General features: G+C 38.4%; 12 protein-coding genes. 9 read left to right on the top strand and 3 right to left on the bottom strand.

Annotation, left to right across the window (positions count from 1 at the left end):
* Nucleotides 1-28: 28 nt before the first annotated feature.
* The gene (locus BQ5338_RS12140; RefSeq protein ID WP_071147105.1) at nucleotides 29-1,924 is read right to left on the bottom strand and encodes a fimbrillin family protein; all 1,896 of its coding nucleotides are present in this window, start codon (nucleotides 1,922-1,924) and stop codon (nucleotides 29-31) included.
* Nucleotides 1,925-2,070: 146 nt separating this feature from the next.
* On the opposite strand from BQ5338_RS12140, the gene BQ5338_RS12135 reads away from it, so the two are divergent.
* From BQ5338_RS12135 to meaB, 3 genes are all read left to right on the top strand, one after another.
* Entirely contained in the window at nucleotides 2,071-7,776 is a 5,706-nt protein-coding gene (locus tag BQ5338_RS12135; protein WP_071147104.1) for an alpha-2-macroglobulin family protein, read from the top strand.
* A gap of 79 nt (nucleotides 7,777-7,855) precedes the next feature.
* Entirely contained in the window at nucleotides 7,856-8,923 is a 1,068-nt protein-coding gene (locus BQ5338_RS12130) for a DUF1573 domain-containing protein (RefSeq protein ID WP_071147103.1), read from the top strand.
* A 40-nt stretch (nucleotides 8,924-8,963) separates the two neighbouring features.
* On the top strand, nucleotides 8,964-10,064 hold the full coding sequence (gene meaB / locus BQ5338_RS12125) for a methylmalonyl Co-A mutase-associated GTPase MeaB (protein ID WP_071147102.1): 1,101 nt from the start codon (nucleotides 8,964-8,966) through the stop codon (nucleotides 10,062-10,064).
* Nucleotides 10,065-10,288: 224 nt separating this feature from the next.
* Here meaB and BQ5338_RS12120 read toward each other — a convergent pair whose 3' ends face one another.
* Nucleotides 10,289-11,212, bottom strand: coding sequence for a DMT family transporter (locus BQ5338_RS12120; protein WP_071147101.1), 924 nt, complete (start codon nucleotides 11,210-11,212; stop codon nucleotides 10,289-10,291).
* 129 nt (nucleotides 11,213-11,341) lie between these two features.
* Between BQ5338_RS12120 and BQ5338_RS12115 the strand changes: the two genes are divergently transcribed.
* From BQ5338_RS12115 to BQ5338_RS12100, 4 genes are all read left to right on the top strand, one after another.
* A complete protein-coding gene (locus BQ5338_RS12115; protein ID WP_071147100.1) occupies nucleotides 11,342-12,187 on the top strand; it encodes an AAA family ATPase in 846 nt (281 codons plus the stop codon).
* A gap of 5 nt (nucleotides 12,188-12,192) precedes the next feature.
* Nucleotides 12,193-13,191 (top strand): DUF4435 domain-containing protein, encoded by a 999-nt coding sequence (locus BQ5338_RS12110; RefSeq protein WP_071147099.1) that lies wholly within the window; start codon nucleotides 12,193-12,195, stop codon nucleotides 13,189-13,191.
* Between the two features lie 35 nt (nucleotides 13,192-13,226).
* Nucleotides 13,227-14,510 carry a mechanosensitive ion channel family protein gene (locus tag BQ5338_RS12105; RefSeq protein WP_071147098.1) on the top strand — a complete coding sequence of 428 codons (1,284 nt, stop codon included), beginning with the start codon at nucleotides 13,227-13,229 and terminating at the stop codon, nucleotides 14,508-14,510.
* Between the two features lie 81 nt (nucleotides 14,511-14,591).
* Complete coding sequence (locus BQ5338_RS12100; protein WP_071147097.1) at nucleotides 14,592-15,485, top strand: helix-turn-helix domain-containing protein; 894 nt, start codon at nucleotides 14,592-14,594, stop codon at nucleotides 15,483-15,485.
* 142 nt (nucleotides 15,486-15,627) lie between these two features.
* Here the strand turns inward: BQ5338_RS12100 and BQ5338_RS12095 are convergent, their stop codons facing one another.
* Complete coding sequence (locus tag BQ5338_RS12095; protein WP_071147096.1) at nucleotides 15,628-16,626, bottom strand: aldo/keto reductase; 999 nt, start codon at nucleotides 16,624-16,626, stop codon at nucleotides 15,628-15,630.
* Nucleotides 16,627-16,825: 199 nt separating this feature from the next.
* Here BQ5338_RS12095 and BQ5338_RS12090 point away from each other — a divergent pair, with 199 nt between their 5' ends.
* Both BQ5338_RS12090 and BQ5338_RS12085 read left to right on the top strand, forming a co-directional pair.
* A complete protein-coding gene (locus BQ5338_RS12090) occupies nucleotides 16,826-18,139 on the top strand; it encodes a glycoside hydrolase 5 family protein (RefSeq protein WP_071147855.1) in 1,314 nt (437 codons plus the stop codon).
* Nucleotides 18,136-19,428: an acetylxylan esterase gene (locus BQ5338_RS12085; RefSeq protein ID WP_078063488.1), complete on the top strand. Its 1,293-nt coding sequence runs from the start codon at nucleotides 18,136-18,138 to the stop codon at nucleotides 19,426-19,428. Before BQ5338_RS12090 ends, BQ5338_RS12085 begins: the two co-directional genes overlap by 4 nt.
* Nucleotides 19,429-19,436 lie beyond the last annotated feature (8 nt).

Below are 19,436 nucleotides of genomic sequence, written 5' to 3'. Positions count from 1 at the left end.
TATAACTGAATCTCAAATTCTAAGTCTCTTATTTTCGAATACAGCGCACTGAATATCCACAAGTTGCACTATTTTCCCCTTCTACTATATCGTTGGTTGAATATTTAATGAATATAGCTTTTTTAGCTACTGTTGTTTCTGAATCTCCTATGACCCAGTATCCTGTATATTCACCATTGAAACCATAAATTAGCTTGCTACTATCTTGCTCATCTAGGTCAAATAGACCTGTTGCAATGGCATTAAAGCCTGTCAGGTTAGTACTGGTATTTTCCGAGGTGGTCCATGAAGTTCTGTCTTTAAGAACTGATGTATTATTCTGAATATAATTTTTTAAATTACTCCAATCTTGTTGGTTCGGTATGCTCCATCCTATCGGTGCCAATTTTCCTGTGCTTATGGCTCCTTTATTATAAAATATATAGCCGGATGTTGTGCTTGATTTACTATATCCAGCACTTTCAGTGCTGAGGTCTGTTCTTTTTGATATTTTCTTTCCATTATTATATCGGGTTGCTTCTAGATTTGTGCATATCCAATATTGAGTCCCGATTTTTACTATGGGATAAACGATACTTTCCGTCCCTCTGCTATCGATGAGTTCATCTTTCTCGATTGTCGCTATATTAGGTGAGCTGACTGGCTCTATGAAAGAAATCTTATTACTAGATGTAATATAAAAATTGGTGACAATATCTTGACTTCCTCGTATATAAGTCATTGTATTAGTTGTGCTGTTCCATGACACCTTTCCTCCATGCTCATTCTCCGTGTCTCCCAATATGTTGATTACTGTTCCGTTTGTGAGGTCACTCTTCCCGTGTAAGAAGGGGTAGGCCACAATGGCTTGCGCATTGATATTATCCGATAGGAGATATTCTTTACATACTTCAGCTATCTGTATTCCATTGCACATGACTTTGTATACATTCGATTCTTGAAAGGTTAAATCAGCTATAGAAACAATATTTGTTATTCCTTTGACAGTAATATCTGTTTTGCCACTATCTTTCCAAGGTAATATTGTTGGATTTAGGCTGCTACTAATGCTTTTGCTTAAGTTGTCATAGTTAATGGCTACTTCATGAGATTCACCGGATCTAAGAGATAGGTTCTCACTTATGGATGTCGTATAAATCCCTTCGTCTAACTTTAGAGTGAATGTGAGCGGTTTATTTTCTATTGGTTGAGGTATTAAGATAATCTCTTTGCCTACTAAGCTATCTCCTGAGAGAACCCATTTTCCATGTGGAATCATCGATTTTTCTACCTTTAAGAGATCCAGTGCATTTGTGTTGAAATCATAGGTTGCATTGGTGTAGATATTGCTAATAGAGACCTCTGGATTACTTGTAAATAGAGCCTTAATGTCAGGCTCATTTTGAGTTTTTAAGACAATCTTCAATTTGCAAAAAAGATGGTGGTGTTGCAAGTCAACAGGGTTGTCGCTAGGAGTTATGCCAGTAGCTTGAGCTACCATAAAGTCTGAAGATGAAAAATTGTCATCAGCAATTTGATTGCTTTCTACCGCAACGTCCATTTTACTACTTTTTGCATGTATTCCTGTCGCTTTATAAGGGTAGTAGCTGATAAAATCACATACTGAGCCTTCTTCAGGATAATAGATTTCTTGATCAGGTATAAAACCCGATTGCAATGAGTATAAAAAACGCATGTTATCAACATACCTACTCTGGCTTAATGTTTTAGACTGAACTATTACGAAAAGTCCAATCGCATCCTTTTCTTTAAAGCTGTTTTCTGCTGTTTGAGTTTTTACGTCTAAAATACTCGAAGATAGCTTGATCGGTGTTTTTTCTTCATCAGATTTATAACCTGATATCTCATTAACGCACGACGAATTTAGAAGAGTTTCTACTATTAACAAGACATCGGCGATCTTGTTAAGTCCTAATTTTTTCATGAATAGTCTTTAAATAAATCTTGTTTTTAAAATACTTAGAGTTGCAAAATTAACATGTTTTCTCTAAAAAACACTCATTAAAGAACTTTTATTCAGACTAAAATTCTTTTCTTTGTCTATAAAGCTTAGACTTAAACGACAAGAGTATGAAACTGAAATTTATTATTGTTATATTTATTACAACTTTGAGCACATTTGTTTGTGCTCAGTCTTATGATAAGCGTTGGAAACAGGTTGAAGAAGCTCAGAAAAGAGCTCTTCCTCAAACGATGATTAAACTTGCTGAAGGTATATTTAGTAAGGCAGAGGCCGAACGAAATTCTCCACAAATGTTGAAAGCGTACATGTGTGGGATGAATTATCAGCAGATACATACGCCTGATAGCTTTTACGTTCGTCTTAAAGATATGGAACAGTGGATTAAGGCAACAACAGTTCCTCTGGATAGAGCCATCTTGAATTCTTTAGTTGCTGAAATTTATGCTGACTATGCAGCATCCAATTTGTGGCAACTTCGTCAACGTACTGATATAGTAGATGATGATCAGATGACAGATATTAGGGCATGGAGTGGCAATTTGTTTGTGCATAAGATACAAGAACATGTTCAAGCTGCTCTTCAAGATTCGCTACTGCTGCTAAATGCTTCTTCGACATCATACGTCCCTTTTACTGAAGAGGGAGAAGCAAGTGCTTATTATCAGCATGATATGTATCATTTATTATCTTCTCGAAGTATATCAGCATTAAGTTCAATTTCTGCTTTAGGTAATGATACTATTATTAAAAGAAATATTGCCAATATTTATGAAAACTTGATAAATGCATATCGCAACAAGGGAAACCAAAACGCTATTGTATTGGCTTCACTTGATAGTTTGAAATGGCAGCAACAAACAATAAATTCATTTTCCATTATTCCTGCAAAGTTTGAACTTGCGGATTTCAATTCGCATCCTTTTGTTGTGGCATTGGATAAACTGATTGCAGCTAATAGGGGAAGGGATATCTGTGTGGAGGCATATTTGGAGAAAGCCGAATTTGCTCGTAACAAAGAATTGAATGCGCTGGCTTTGCAACTCTGTGATGAAGCTATTTATTTATATCCCAAGTATAAAAGAGTAAATGCGTTAAGAAGCTTGAAGCAGGATATACTGAATCCATATCTTGATGTTCAGACTGATAAAATAGTTTATCCTCAGTCAGAACTTAAATTGAGTGTGAATCATAAAAACATTGATGGCTTTACTATTACTTATTCTCTGGTCAACTTACCTGCCAATTCTACTGCACTAAGTGGAAAAATAAATAAGGTATTCTATAAAAAATATTGTAAGAAAATAGCTTCTAAGCATTTTGCATTAATACGGCCAAATAATTATTTGTTAAAAGATACTGCTCTGAATTTTACTGCACCTATTGAGGGAGTCTATTTACTGCAAATTATTCCGGATGCTAAGGCTGAAGGTTACGCCGATCAGTCCTTTTTTTATTCAACTAAATTTAAGGTCCTATCTCGTAAGTTACCAGATGATCAACAAGAGTTTATTGCACTAGATGCTTTAACGGGGCATCCTGTTTCTGGTGCTATGATTCGTCTATTCGATAATAAGAAAGGAGAAAGAATTGAGAAGAAAAGCCTTACTGCAGATGCTCAAGGTAGAGTAGAATTACCTATTTCCGCAGAATATGACTATTTTACTGTTGAGAAAGGGAATGACAAAGCAATGCCTATGCAAAACATCCATCGTGGAGCTTACTCTTTTAGTGCTGATCAACAAGCTAAACAGCAGGTGAAACTCTTGACGGATCGTAGCCTTTATCGTCCGGGGCAAACGATTTATGTGAAGGGGATAGCCTATTCTTTGTTGTCTGATACGGCTGCCGTTATAAGCAATCAAGATTATGAACTAACATTAACAGGAAGTAATGGACAGGAGATTGGGCGTAGAAAGGTTCGTACGAATAATTTTGGCTCCTTTACCACCGAACTTGTATTGCCTTCGGCCTGCCTCAACGGCATTTATGAGTTAAGAACTCAAGATGGACAGCTTTCTATTCGTGTAGAAGAATATAAACGTCCTACATTTAATGTCACTTTTTCTCCTCAGGAGGGAACTTCTCAATTGGGTGATTCTGTACAGGTTAAAGGCTTGGCGCAGAGCTATAGTGGTATACCTTTGCAAGATGTTGTTGCCAAATATACTGTAACTCGCTCCTCGTGGAAATCGTGGCGTACAGCTTATGAACAATCAACCTTACTAGCTTCAGGTGAAGTGAATTTGGAAGAAGACGGAACTTTCTTGATCCCTTTCTTATTAAAAGAGGAGGCCGGAGAAAAAGAAGGTCAAAGGTATTATACTTATAATGTTGAAGCTTCGGTAACTAGCAAAACCGGTGAGACACAGAGTTCTACAACTTCTCTGGTGGCAGCAGATCACTCGTTACTGCTTGCTACAAATCTATCTGAAAGGGTATGCAAAGACGATACTATTCGGGTAACCTTCGAAGCAAAGAATCTAAATAGCCAGCCCATTAAAATCGATGGTGAATATAAATTGTATGCTTCTGCCGAGGATAATAAAACTTCCGTAAGTGAGGTAGCGATCTACTCAGATTCCTTTGTGTCTAACAAAGAAATACTCTTGTCTGCATGGCAAACTCTTCCTTCGGGCGCTTACAAATTAGTGCTTACTGCTAAAGATGATAAAGGACGTACAGTTACTTCCGAACAAAAAGTGGTGTTGTTCTCTATGTCGGATACTCGTCCGGCTGAACAGTCAACCGTATGGTATTATGCGGTAAACACTTCTTTTGATGCTTCACATCCCGCAACATTTGTATTCGGTACATCCGAAAAAGATGCATATGTGATGATGGATGTTTTTAGTGGGAATAAAAGATTAGAGAGTACTATATTAAACCTTTCAGATTCAGTGAAACGATTCGATATACCCTATAAGACAGAATACGGGGATGGTTTAAAAATTCTCTTTGGTTTTGTGAAAAACGGGGAATTGTATCAGCAAGGAGTCGATGTGATGAAGAGAATGCCCGAGAAGACGTTGGTTGCGAAATGGGCCGTTTTTCGTGATAAACTTCGTCCCGGAGAAAAAGAAGAGTGGAAGTTGACACTTAGAACGCCACAAGGGGTGCCTGCTGTAGCTGAAATGCTGGCGACAATGTATGATGCTTCATTAGATAAAATATGGAAAAACAATCAATCCCTCAATATTGCTTACTCTAGGCGATTACCTTTTGTTAATTGGAACGACTATTACTGGGGAGCTAATTATTATGGGTGGAACTTTCTTAATAATGGATTTACGATTCCTTCTCTTGATTACGATTCCTTTGTCAATACTGGGCAAAACAATTTTATGCAATATGCTGCATCAACTAAATCTTCTAATATGCGCGCAAGAGGAGTTCCTGCGGGCAAGGTTGAGGTGAAATATGTTGCTTTAGATGTTCAGGGAAAAGCGTCTGCCAATTTATCCATTCAGGCCGTTGATAGCCACGAATCATTATCGCCGGAAGTGAATCTCCGTACCAACTTTGCTGAAACAGCCTTTTTCTATCCACAACTTTTCACTAATGATAAAGGCGAAGTTGTATTTTCTTTCACGATGCCTGAAAGTTTGACTACTTGGAATTTCAGAGGGTATGCCCATACCAAAGGGATGCTTACTGCTGAAATGGAAGATGAAGTCGTAACGAGCAAAGAATTCATGCTTACTCCCAATCTGCCACGCTTTGTCCGGGTAGGCGACAAGACGTCTGTTGCGGCCTCTGTAGCCAACTTGACAGGAAAATCTATTTCCGGTGTGGTGAAGTTTGTTTTGTTTGACCCTATAACTGAAAAAGTAATAGCCACTCAAAAGCAAAAATTCTCTACTGATGCAGGTAAAACTGAAAGTGTTCAATTCCTGTTCACTGCAACCGACAAATATGATGTGTTGGGTTGCCGATTGATCGCTGAAGGAGATACCTTCAGTGATGGTGAACAACATGTTCTTCCTGTGCTGAGCAATAAACAAAATGTAACGGAAAGCTTGGCTATGCCTATACGTGGTGGAGAAACACGCGATTTTTCTTTAGAGAAATTATTTAATCAAGGAAGCAAGACGGCTACCGGAAAAAGGTTGACCGTTGAGTTTACTTCTAATCCGGCATGGTATGCTGTGCAAGCGTTGCCTTCTCTTAGTTTACCAACCAATGATAATGCTATTTCGTGGGCTGCTACTTATTATGCAAATGCGCTTGCTGCATTTATAGTAAATACGCAACCAAAGGTAAAAGCAAAGTTTGATGCATGGAAAATGCAAGGAGGAACAAAAGAGACGTTCCTTAGTAATTTACAAAAGAATCAGGAGGTGAAAAATATTCTTTTGGAAGAATCTCCTTGGTTGGCGGAAGCGACGAATGAAGCAGAGCAAAAGGAGCGAATTGCTACTCTTTTTGATTTGAATAATATACAAAATAAGAATGTGACTGCATTGACCAAACTGAAAGAACTTCAGCTTTCCAATGGTTCATGGACTTGGTATAAGGGTATGAACGGAAGTCGATACATTACTAGTTATGTGGTAGAGACTCTGGCTCGCCTGACCCGATTAATCGGGACTCCTTTAGATGGAGATGCTCTAGTGATGCAAAAGGCGGCTCTAAATTACCTACATGCTGAGGCTTTGAAAGAGTATAAAGCAATCATCAAGGCAGAGAAATCAGGGCATAAATCCATCGGTATTTCTGGTGAAGCATTAGATTATCTTTATTTATTATCATTATCTAATGAGAAAGTACGAGAATCAAACAAGAGTGCTTACGATTATTTCTTGGCAAAGATCAGTCAATCTCTTTCTTCCTCTTCACTCACAGAAAAAGCACATTCCGCTATTGTTCTTCATTCTGCGGGGCGGACAAAGGAAGCAGAAGCATTTATTGCTTCGTTAAAAGAATATGCGGTTCAAACAGATGAGCAAGGTATGCATTTTGCTTTCAATGAAAGTCCTTATGCTTGGAATAGTCTGAGAATACCTGTTCATGTTGCAGTGATGGAGGCTTTTGATATGGTCGATGGTGACACGACTTCGGTAGAAGAGATGAAGTTGTGGCTACTCAAACAAAAGCAAACTCAACAATGGAGTTCACCTGTAGCGACGGTTGACGCTGTATATGCCTTACTCTATCGGGCTAAGAGTTTGCTGGATAATCAAGGGAAAGTACGCATTACTCTTGGTGCAAAGAAAATAGAACCTCAGCAGGCGACTCAAGGATTGGGCTACGTGAAGGAGGTAATTACCGATGCACAAACAATAGAGAAACTCTCGAGTATTAAAGTGGAGAAATTAGATGAAGGTATTGCTTGGGGTGCTGTATATGCGCAGTATCGTGAAGAGATGAATAAGCTACAGCAGCAGGGTAAAGAACTCAACGTTGAAAAGAGGCTTTATGTGGAGCGCATTGCAAACAACACTAAACAATTATATCCTTTATCGTCCGAATCGAAATTAGCTATTGGAGACAAGGTTGTAGTTCGGCTAACCATTCGCTTGGATCGTTCGATGGATTTTGTGCAACTGAAAGATCAACGTGCTTCTTGCTTTGAACCCATCAATTCGATTTCTGGTTACCAATGGAATTCAGGCACAGGATATTATGTGGATATAAAAGAGGCTTCGACTAATTTCTTTTTTGATTCTCTGAAAAAAGGAATATATGTATTGGAATATGGATACACAGTAAGTAGAGCTGGCGTGTACGAGTCCGGATTGGCTACAATTCAATCTGCTTATGCGCCCGAATATGCTTCACATTCAGCATCAAGCAAAGTGGAGGTTCTAAATTAACCTTCACTTCATTGTCCTTAATTCATTAAAAAGGCCTATTTTTGTGTCTTAAACTTGTAATTATCAAAAATAAAAAGGAATGAAACGCTGTCTTATCCTCATATTTTCTCTGCTTGCTTTTAGCTTATTTATTTGTGCTCAACCTCACATTTCTTCTAACAAAGAAACGCATAGCTTTGGTCAAATAGAATGGAAGCAACCGGTAACGGTTCAATATACTATTACCAATACAGGAAACAAACCGCTAGTGTTGACTAATGTGACAACTTCATGTGGATGTGCTGTGGCAGAATGGACTAAAAACCCTATTGAACCAGGTGAAAAGGGAATGGTGAATGCAACTTTTGATGCTCAGGCATTAGGCCATTTTAATAAAACAATAGGGATTTATAGTAACGCTCAACCCAGCTTGGTTTATCTTACTTTTTTAGGAGAGGTTGTGCAAGAAGTGAAAAACTATGAAGAGACACATCCCTATCTTATAGGCCATATTCGCATTGATCATAATACGATTGATTTTCCTGATGTGAAGCGTGGTGATCAACCTGAGATAACTTTAAGTGTAGTTAATTTGTCCGATAGGCCTTATGAGCCAGTCTTGATGCACTTGCCTCCTTATCTCACGATAGAAAAGAAGCCTAATGTTTTGTTGAAAGGTAAAAAAGGCACTTTAAAGCTAACACTTGACACGAAACAATTAGTTGATTTTGGATTAACACAAGCTTCTGTTTACTTATCTCGTTTTGCCGGAGATAAAGTTAGTGAAGAGAATGAAATTCCTATTTCAGTTGTTTTGTTGCCTGATTTTTCAGAGATGAGTGAGCAAGAAAAAATGAATGCTCCTGTCGTTCATTTGTCTGAAACGAATATTGATTTTAGTTCACGCTTGGCAAAGAAGAGTAAGGCATCTCATCTCATAGTTATCACCAATACAGGCAAATCACCGTTGGTGATTCGGAAACTACAAGTTTTTAATCCAGCTGTAGGTGTTAAACTTAAGAAGACGCTTCTGCAGCCGGGCGAAACGACCAAACTAGAGGTTAGTTTAAGCAAGAGAGGGATTAAAATCAAAAGACATTTGCGTATATTGATGATTACTAATGATCCTATACAACCTAAGGTCGAAATTAATTTGAAAGCTAAGTAAAAAAGGTCTTAGCTTAGATATAAAAAAAAAGAACATATTTATGGAACATCCTGAAAATAATAAGGCATATAAGGGACTTACTGTAAATTCGGGTATAGAAAAACCTTCTTCTGTAAATCCTTATTTAAACCGTAGTCGATCAATAAAACGTGAGCTTTCTGTAGATGACTTTGTTGATGGTATCGTGAAAGAGAATGTAACTATTCTCAGTCAAGCAGTAACATTGGTTGAGAGCGTAAAACCCGAGCATCAGTCTATAGCACAAGAGGTGATTGAAAAGTGTCTTCCCTATTCTGGTCATTCTGTTCGTATAGGTATTAGCGGTGTGCCCGGTGCAGGTAAAAGTACTTCTATCGATGTCTTTGGTTTACATGTTTTAGAAAAAGGAGGCAAATTGGCTGTTTTGGCTATTGATCCTAGTAGTGAACGAAGCAAAGGTAGTATTCTCGGAGATAAAACTCGTATGGAGCAGTTGGCTGTTCATCCCAGCTCTTTTATTCGTCCTAGTCCTGCAGCGGGCTCTTTAGGAGGAGTGGCGCGCAAAACTCGTGAAACCATTATACTTTGTGAAGCAGCGGGCTTCGATAAAATATTTGTTGAGACAGTGGGTGTAGGTCAAAGCGAGACAGCCGTACATTCTATGGTTGATTTCTTCTTACTCATCCAGCTTGCTGGTACAGGGGATGAACTTCAAGGTATCAAAAGAGGAATTATGGAGATGGCAGATGGCATTATAATCAACAAAGCTGATGGGAGTAACATTGATAAAGCCAAACTTGCCGCAACACAGTTTCGCAATGCTCTCCACTTGTTTCCGGCTCCGGAATCAGGATGGATACCTCAAGTCCTTACTTACTCAGGTTTCTACAATCTTGGAATAAAAGAGATCTGGGGTATGATCGATGAATATATGAATTTCGTTAAAGAGAATGGCTACTTTGAAACTCGACGTAACGAACAAAGTAAGTATTGGATGTACGAAACCATAAACGAACACTTGCGGGATAGCTTCTATAATAATGAAAAGATAAAATCTATGTTGCCAGAAAAAGAGCGTCAAGTGCTGAGTGCGGATCTTACTTCCTTCATTGCAGCCCGTAATTTACTTGACGCTTATTTTGGGGAACTTAAAAGAGATTAGTTTACAACGTTGATCTGAATTGATGTAGATTGTCTATCTTTCAGATTAGTCTCTACAGGCCTTCTGAGAGGGGTTTGGTGAATTAACTAGATCAGCGTGGTGAATTAACTACTTCACCACGCTGATCTAGTTAATTCACCACGCTGAAGTTATATCTTCCCTTTTTTTGTTCGTTTTGTTGAAAATAAGAAATAAATAAGCTTCTCTTGATAAGTAATAATACCTTAATCCTTCAATTTTCCTTCCGATTCTAATTGCACTTTTGACTTACTTTGAGTAACAACGTACACTCCTAAGAAAACGAGTGCGATAGCAACTCCTTTTTTCCATCCAAATGTATCCATTCCTATGGCCACAGCTACAATTGAAGCCACTATTGGTTGCACATAGTTATACATGCTAACCAAGGTAGGGCGGAGCAATCGTTGCCCGAACATAGTTAGAATGTATGCAAGGAATGTGGCACAGAGTACTACGTAGCTTATCTGTAAAACCATGTCTAGTGGAATAGCGGTGAAATCAATGGCAGCTACATCATGATAAGAGAATGGAATGAAGCATACTGAGGCATAAATAAATAACCATTTACTGATGGTGACTGGGGAGTATTTGGTGATTAAATCTCTGAAAACTGTTAAATAGACAGCGAAACTTAACTGAGCTATAAGACAGAATAGATCACCAACTATGCTGCCAGATTGTCCGTCACTTGCTGCTTGGCTGCTAAGAATTAGAGTCAGTGCTCCCATCGCTCCAATAAAAATGCCTAATATTTTTTTATTTGTAATTGGCTCATGCAAATACATAGCAGCCACGATCATAGTAATAATGGGTGTAGTGGTCGTTACGATGGATGCATCAATTGGTGAAGTCAGTGATAATCCGAAAATGAAACAGCCTTGGTTGAAGACAACACCAAACAGTGCAGCAAAAAAAAGCTTTAGTAAATCTTTGCTCTCAACGTTCTCTTTCGGACAGAATATCGATAGTATCCAAAAGGCAATGGCTGCTCCAACCATTCGGAAAGTGGTGACCGATAGTGGAGAAAACTCTCTTAGTACCGATTTGCCAATAGGGGCGTTTAGTCCCCACATCACATTAGCAGCAAACATGGCTACATGCCCTTTTAAACTTTTATCGTTTACCATCTTTCTAGTTGATATCTGTATGAATAATTGTTGCAAAGGTAGAAAAAAACATCATTGCTATAGCTGAATGAATAATCTTTTTATCTTTGTATTATCGATTGCCATTAACGGCAAAGAGCTAATATTATTATGGAGAAACAAGCTAATTACATTAAACACATCGAAATTGACAAGCTGTGGGGGCGGTTCAATATTGCTTGGGATTTACGTCCTGATGTAAATATTCTTTCTGGAATAAATGGAGTAGGTAAGACTACTATACTGAATAAATCGGTTAATTATCTTGAATATTTATCGGGAGAGGTGAAGAGTAATGAGAAAAATGGAATACGCATTTCTTTTGATTCTCCTGACGCCGAATCTATTCCTTATGATGTAATACGTAGCTATGACCGGCCACTGATCATGGGCGATTTTACTGCTCGAATGGCCGACAAGGACGTGAAATCGGAGCTGGATTGGCAGTTGTATCTTTTGCAACGCCGATACTTGGATTATCAGGTAAATGTGGGCAATCGGATGATTGAAATGCTTGCAAGTGAAGATGAAGAACAACGTAAACAAGCAACTTCTCTCTCATACCCCAAGAGGTGTTTTCAGGATATGATTGATTCTTTGTTCAGTTATACTCGAAAAAAGATAGATAGAAAGCGTAATGATATTGCTTTTCATCAGGATGGCGAACTTTTATTTTCTTATAAACTCTCATCGGGTGAAAAGCAGATGCTGGTTATTTTACTCACTACGTTGGTGCAAGATAATCGTCATTGCGTTCTCTTCATGGATGAGCCGGAAGCTTCTTTACATATTGAATGGCAGCAGAAACTTATTGCCATGGTACGAGAGTTAAACTCTAATGTGCAGATCATTCTGAGCACCCATTCGCCTGCATTGATTATGGAAGGTTGGCTTGATGCAGTGACAGAAGTGAGTGATATCTCTACACCGATAGAGAAGTTGCTAGAAAACAAATAGAATATATGGCTAAAACACTGATTGAAAATTTAAATTCGTCCTATTTCTCTGCAGCTCACCAGCTATATTCTAAGAAGGTTCGTCGTAAAATAGTTGCTTATGTTGAAAGCTACGACGATGTTGCATTTTGGAGAATGCTGCTTGAAGAGTTCGAAACCGATGAATACTATTTTGAGGTAATGCTTCCATCGGCAACATCTTTATCGAAAGGAAAAAAGATGGTGTTGATGAATATCTTGAATGTGGATGAACTAGGAAAAAGCTTGATTGCATGTGTGGATAGCGATTATGACTTTTTGCTTCAAGGTGCTACAGCAACTTCTCGTAAGATCAATGATAGCAAATATGTTTTTCAAACTTATACTTATGCCATTGAAAATTATTTCTGCTATGCCGATGCTCTTCATGAAATTTGCGTACAGTCTACCTTAAACGATAGACGTTTATTTGATTTTAATGATTTTATGAAGCGCTACTCTCAGATAGCTTATCCGTTATTCTTATGGTCTGTATGGTTTTATCGTCAGCACGATACTCACACATTCCCTATGAATGACTTTAACTCATATGTAAGAATACGAGATTTTAATTTTCGGCATCCTGAATATGCGTTAGAGAGAATGCAAAAGGAAGTCTCGTCTAAACTCTCTCAATTGCGACGCCATTTTCCGGGGCTTGTGACTCAAATAGATACTTTGGCAGAAGAATTGAAGCAACTAGGTCTGATTCCTGAAACGACCTATCTTTACATACAAGGGCATCATATAATGGATAATGTAGTGCTGAAACTATTAGCACCTGTTTGTGCAGCATTGAGGAGAGAACGAGAATTAGAAATACAAAGATTGGCCGAACATGAGGAACAGTATCGCAATGAATTGGCCAGCTACGAGAATAGCCAGATAAGTGCAGAGGTAATGCTTAGACGAAATGGAAAATATAAAGAACTTTATCTTTATAAAAGTTTGCAAGATGATGTGCGGGCATTTATGAACAACAAATAAATAAGTTTTTAAAAAAAATAAGATAATAATACGTCATGATAATAGAACATATCTTGGAACAGGGTCAGGTTGTAGATAGTATAAACACGTATTTAATCTCTTTGGGTTTCAGTCAGCCTCTGGCTGATAGTATTGACCAGTTTATAGCCGTTACTTTACTTCTGGGTTTGGCTTTGCTGGTTGACTTGATCTGTAGAAATATTCTTTTGAAGGTCGTTGCTAAGTTAGTGAAGCATACAAAAGCGACATGGGATGATATTGTATTTGATAGGAAGGTGATGATTAATCTTGGTCGGATGTTGGCTCCAATACTGGTTTATTTGTTATTGCCGGTTGTTTTTCCTCGTGACCCAGGTATGATCGCTTTTCTGCAACGTCTTTGCCTGATTTACATTATAGTAACCCTGCTTCGTTTTATTAACGAATTTCTCTTGGCTATATATCATGTTTATAGTGATAAAGAGCAATTTCGTGATCGCCCTCTGAAAGGATTGTTACAAACAATACAGGTTGTTCTTTTCTTTATTGGAGGCATTGCTATTGTTAGCGTACTGATTGATCAATCTCCGATTGCGCTCTTGACAGGTTTAGGTGCTTCGGCGGCTATCCTCATGTTGATTTTTAAAGATAGTATCATGGGTTTTGTTTCGGGCATTCAATTGTCTGCCAACAATATGCTTCGTGTAGGCGATTGGATTGTAATGTCGAAATATGGTGCAGACGGTACGGTGATTGAGGTTACTCTAAACACCGTGAAAGTTCGTAATTGGGATAATACGATCACTACCCTTCCACCTTACGCTTTGGTGAGTGATTCTTTTCAAAACTGGCGTGGCATGCAGGAATCAGGTGGGCGGCGCATTAAACGCTCTATTAACATAGATATGAACAGCGTGAAGTTTTGTACACCCGAAATGTTGGATAAGTATCGTAAAATTCAACTGTTGAAAGACTATATTGATGAGACTGAGCAAGTCGTTAGTGAGCATAATAAAATATTGAATATTGATAGTTCTCTGTTAGTTAATGGACATAGGCAAACTAATCTTGGTGTTTTTCGGGCGTATCTGAATAATTATCTAAAGAACCTTCCTGAAGTCAATAAGGAAATGACTTGTATGGTTCGTCACTTACAACCCACCGAACAAGGGATACCGATGGAATTGTATTTCTTTTCTTCTGTTAAAGAATGGACTGCTTATGAAAGTATACAAGCGGATATCTTTGATCATGTTTTAGCAATCGTTCCAGAGTTTGAACTTCGTGTATTCCAGAATCCTACAGGTAGCGATTTTAGGGAACTGAAGAACCGAAACTAAAAAAATAAACAGACGATTCATTTGTCTATTAATAAATGTGTTATATTTGTGGTAATCAATACCTCTTTTAACCACAAATGTATGAATGTAGCACAAAATCATATTATCCGTGAAATAACTCCATTGTCGGATAAAGATTGTTTCTATATAGCCGAACGATTTAAAACGGAGTTTACTTATCCCATTCACAATCATGCTGAATTTGAACTGAATTTTACAGAAAAAGCGGCTGGGGTTAGACGTATTGTTGGTGATTCGGCAGAAGTGATCGGTGATTATGATTTGGTACTGATAACAGGAAAAGAACTGGAGCATGTGTGGGAGCAGCATGAATGTTGCTCTAAGGAAATTCGTGAGATCACCATTCAATTTTCTTCCGATCTTTTTTTTAAAAACTTCATTAATAAGAATCAGTTCGATTCCATCAGAGATATGCTTGAGCGGGCCCAAAAAGGATTGAGTTTTCCTATGCCTGCTATACTCAAAGTATATGGAATGCTCGACACACTGGCTTCCGAGAAGCAAGGATTCTATGCTGTGATTAAGTTTCTTACCATTCTTTATGAGCTATCTTTGTATGTTGATAAGGCACACACTTTATCTAGTTCATCCTTTGCTAAAATAGGCATACATTCAGATAGCCGTAGGGTACAAAAGGTGCAAGAATACATTAATGCCCACTATAAAGAAGAAATACGTCTGAACCAGTTGGCTGATATTGCAGGAATGACATCGGTTTCTTTCAGTCGCTTTTTTAAATTGCGTACAGGGAAGAATCTATCTGATTATATAATTGATATTCGCTTAGGCTTTGCCACTCGGTTGCTAGTCGATTCTACTATGTCCGTTGCTGAGATCTGTTACGACTGTGGCTTTAATAATCTATCTAACTTCAACAGGATCTTCAAAAAGAAGAAAGAATGTTCTCCTAAAGAGTTTAGGGAAAACTATCGGAAGAAGAAGAAACTTATTTAGAGTTTGGACTGTTGAGCGCATATTGTATAAGCTCCTAAACTTGAGACATCAAGTCTCAAACTTCCTGCATTGAACTCACGAGAATAACTTGCAGAAAATGCCACTGATATAAAATACCGTTTTTTGTATCTCCTTTTAATCGTTATGCTAATATTGCATTGATCTTTTCTAGTTCTTCTGCTGAGAAAGCGCAATTCTCAATAGCTTTTAAGTTATCTTTTAGCTGATTGACAGAGCTTGCCCCGATGATGACGGAAGTCACTAAATCATTTTTCAGAACCCAAGCTAGTGCCATCTCGGCCAATGTTTGTCCACGTTGCGCTGCTATTTCATTTAGTGCCTTAATCTTCTTTAATACTACTTCGGTTAGCTGTTCCTCTTTCAAGAAGCCTCCGCGAGCTATTCTTGAATCTTTAGGGATACCGTTGATGTATCTATTGGTCAGAAGCCCTTGTGCTAGTGGTGAAAAGGCGATGAACCCACTACCGTTAGTTTTTGTTTGTTGCAGAATACCCTCTTCTGGTTCACGGTTGAACATATTGTATCGTCCCTGATAAAGTAGGCAATGAACCTCTCTTTCTTTAAGATATGTGTAAGCAAATTCTGCCGCTTCTTTAGGGTATTTGGAGATGCCAACATAGAGTGCTTTTCCTTGACGGACGATGTCTACTAAGGCTTGTAATGTCTCTTCGAGCGGAGTGACGGGGTCATAACGATGAGAATAGAAGATATCAACATATTCCAGATTCATGCGTTTCAGACTTTGATCCAGACTACTGATCAGGTGTTTGCGAGAACCCCATTCTCCGTAAGGTCCCGCCCACATTTCGTGTCCGGCTTTTGTTGAGATAAAGAGTTCATCTCGATAAGGCATGAATGATTTCTTCATTATTGCACCAAAAGTCTCTTCTGCAGAGCCAAAAGAAGGTCCATAGTTATTGGCCAAATCAAAGTGGGTGATACCATTATCAAAGGCGTAATGTGCCATCTTTATACTGTTCTCGAAAGAATCAACACTACCAAAGTTATGCCATAGTCCTAATGACAGTTCGGGTAGCAGAATCCCACTTTTGCCACATCTGCGATATTTCATTCCGCAGTTATATCTCTCTTGGTCAGGTGAATAAATAGGAGCCATCATATTTTCTATTCATTGAGGTTAAGTTACACAAAGATATATCTTATTTATCTAACTAAGATAGTTGTAATGGTATAAAATCAGAATAGATGTTATAACCTTTTTGTAAGAAAGCACAATAAGTACTAGTTATTGATAAAATAATACTGTATAGTTTAATTAAACAATACTAATTTTGTAAATGAACAAAACCTTTAATCGTATGACAAAACAAATATCATTATTAATTCTTCTTATTGCCTTATCAGGCTTGTGCTCTGCAAAGCAAAATTCAAAAACCTCTCCTTTTGTTCGTATTGAAAATGGAAACTTTTTATGGAATAATACACCTTATTCTTATATAGGGACGAATTTCTGGTACGGTGCCATCTTAGCTTCTGAGGGAGAAGGCGGCAATCGGCATCGATTACATCAAGAACTTGATTACTTGAAAAAAATAGGAATAAATAACCTTCGTGTATTGGTAGGCTCTGATGGCAATCGGGGCATTACAGCCAAAGTAGAGCCCACACTACAAATAGCTCCCGGGGTATACAATGATACTATTTTAGCTGGACTAGATTACCTGTTAGCTGAAATGGGCAAGAGAAAAATGGTAGCTGTACTTTACCTGAATAACTCATGGGAATGGAGCGGTGGATATGGCCAGTATCTGGAATGGGCCGGTTATGGGAAAGCTGCTGTGCCTGCTGTTGATGGGTGGCCAGCCTATATGAGCTATGTGAAACAGTATCAACAATCGGATAGTGCAAAAGCTCTGTTTGCAAATTATGTGCGAGACATAATCACACGCGTCAATCGCTATACTCATCTAAAATATGTGGATGATCCGGCAATTATGTCTTGGCAGATTGGTAATGAACCTCGCGCTTTTTCGGATGAGAACAAACCTTTTTTTGCTGCATGGATAGCAGATGTGGCTGCGCTGATTAAATCCTTGGATAAAAACCATTTAGTTTCGACGGGCAGTGAAGGCAAGCATGGCTGCGAAGAAGATATTACTTTGTTCGAGAAGATTCATGCTGATGCAAATGTGGATTATATGAATATTCATATATGGCCTTACAACTGGGACTGGGTAACGAAAGATAGCTTGCAAGAGAAAGTAGAGCTAGCAAAAGAAAATACGAAGAAATATATTGATGAACATTTGGCCGTTGCTGTGAAATATAACAAACCTGTAGTGCTTGAAGAATTTGGCTTTCCCCGGGATGGCTTTCAATTTTCAAAAGAGAGTAGCACGAATGTGAGAGACAACTATTATGCGTATGTTTTTCACTTAATTATTGATAAAACTGCTTCCAATAGATTGCTTCCCGGATGCAACTTCTGGGGGTGGGGAGGCTTTGCCAATCCTTCTACTAAGCACATATATTGGAAGAAAGGAGATGATTATACCGGTGATCCGGCTCAGGAAGAACAAGGATTGAATTCTGTGTTTGCTACAGATACGACCGTTGATATAATAAAGACAGCTAATGATAAACTGATGAATAAGGAAAAAATAGCACAATGAATTGCATTAAGTACATAATTTCAGGAGTATTGCTAAGTTGCTGGCTTGTGCAATCTACTTCGGCTCAAGTGAGAGGAAATGAGATAAGGGTTGTAGTATCTCCTGATCATTCTGATTGGAAATATAACATTGGTGAAAATAGTACTTTCACGATACAAGTTTTCAAGGCTCAGAATCTATTGAAAGACGTAACGATTGATTATGAATTAGGCCCTGAAATGTATCCTGCAGAGATAAAAAAGCAAATTTTGCTGAAGGATGGTAAATTGGTCGTAAAAGGACGTATGACGGAGTCCGGTTTTTTGCGTTGCAAAGTGAAAGCTTATGTTGGTGAGCGTACTTATGAAGGCTTGGCAACTGCAGCTTACCAACCGGAAAAAATCACTCCATTCGCTACTTTGCCTGAAGATTTTGACGCTTTCTGGGCTACCTCATTGAGTGAAGTCCGCAAGACGGCACTTGAACCCACAATGCTGCTCTTACCCGAGCGCTGCACAGAAACGGTAAATGTATATGAAGTTAGTTTTCAGAATATGCGTTGGGGCTCTCGTACTTATGGTATTCTATGCATGCCCAAGAAAGGTGGGAAATATCCTGCTTTGTTACGTGTGCCGGGAGCAGGTATCCGTACGTATTATGGTGATATAGCGACAGCTTCCAAAGGAGCTATAACGCTTGAAATAGGAGTTCATGGAATTCCTGTAACGATGACTCAAGAATACTATGATAAATTAGTATATGGTGCCTTGTTCTGCTATTGGGATATAAATAAGAATAATCGTGATGCATTCTATTATAAACGAGTATTTATAGGTGCTGTTCGTGCAGTCGATTTTATTTGTAGCTTACCTCAATACAATGGTAATGCTTTAGGAGTAACTGGCTCCAGTCAGGGAGGTGCACTTTCCGTTGTAACAGCAGCATTAGATAAACGTGTTACTTTCTTTGCAGCCGTACATCCGGCCATGTGTGATCTGGTTGCCTCATTAAATAAAAGAGCATGTGGATGGCCCCATTATTTTTATCAAAAAGAGAATTCAGACAAAACTGAGTTAGAGGCAACTCGTTACTATGACGTTGTCAATTTTGCTCGTCGTCTATCTGTTCCTGGTTGGTTTAGCTGGGGATATAATGATGAAGTTTGTCCGCCGACTTCTATGTCTGCTGCTTATAACTGCATTGCATCTCCTAAAGAGTTACACCCATATCTGGAGACTGGCCATTATTGGTATCAAGAACAGTATGATGAATGGAATAAGTGGCTATGGAAGCAGATGGGGATTAAATAATCTCAGAT

This window comes from Bacteroides ihuae (genome assembly GCF_900104585.1).
In the GTDB taxonomy this organism is placed as follows: domain Bacteria; phylum Bacteroidota; class Bacteroidia; order Bacteroidales; family Bacteroidaceae; genus Bacteroides; species Bacteroides ihuae.
The sequence above is the reverse complement of the archived record's forward strand: the minus strand, read 5'-3'. Positions and strand labels throughout refer to the sequence as shown.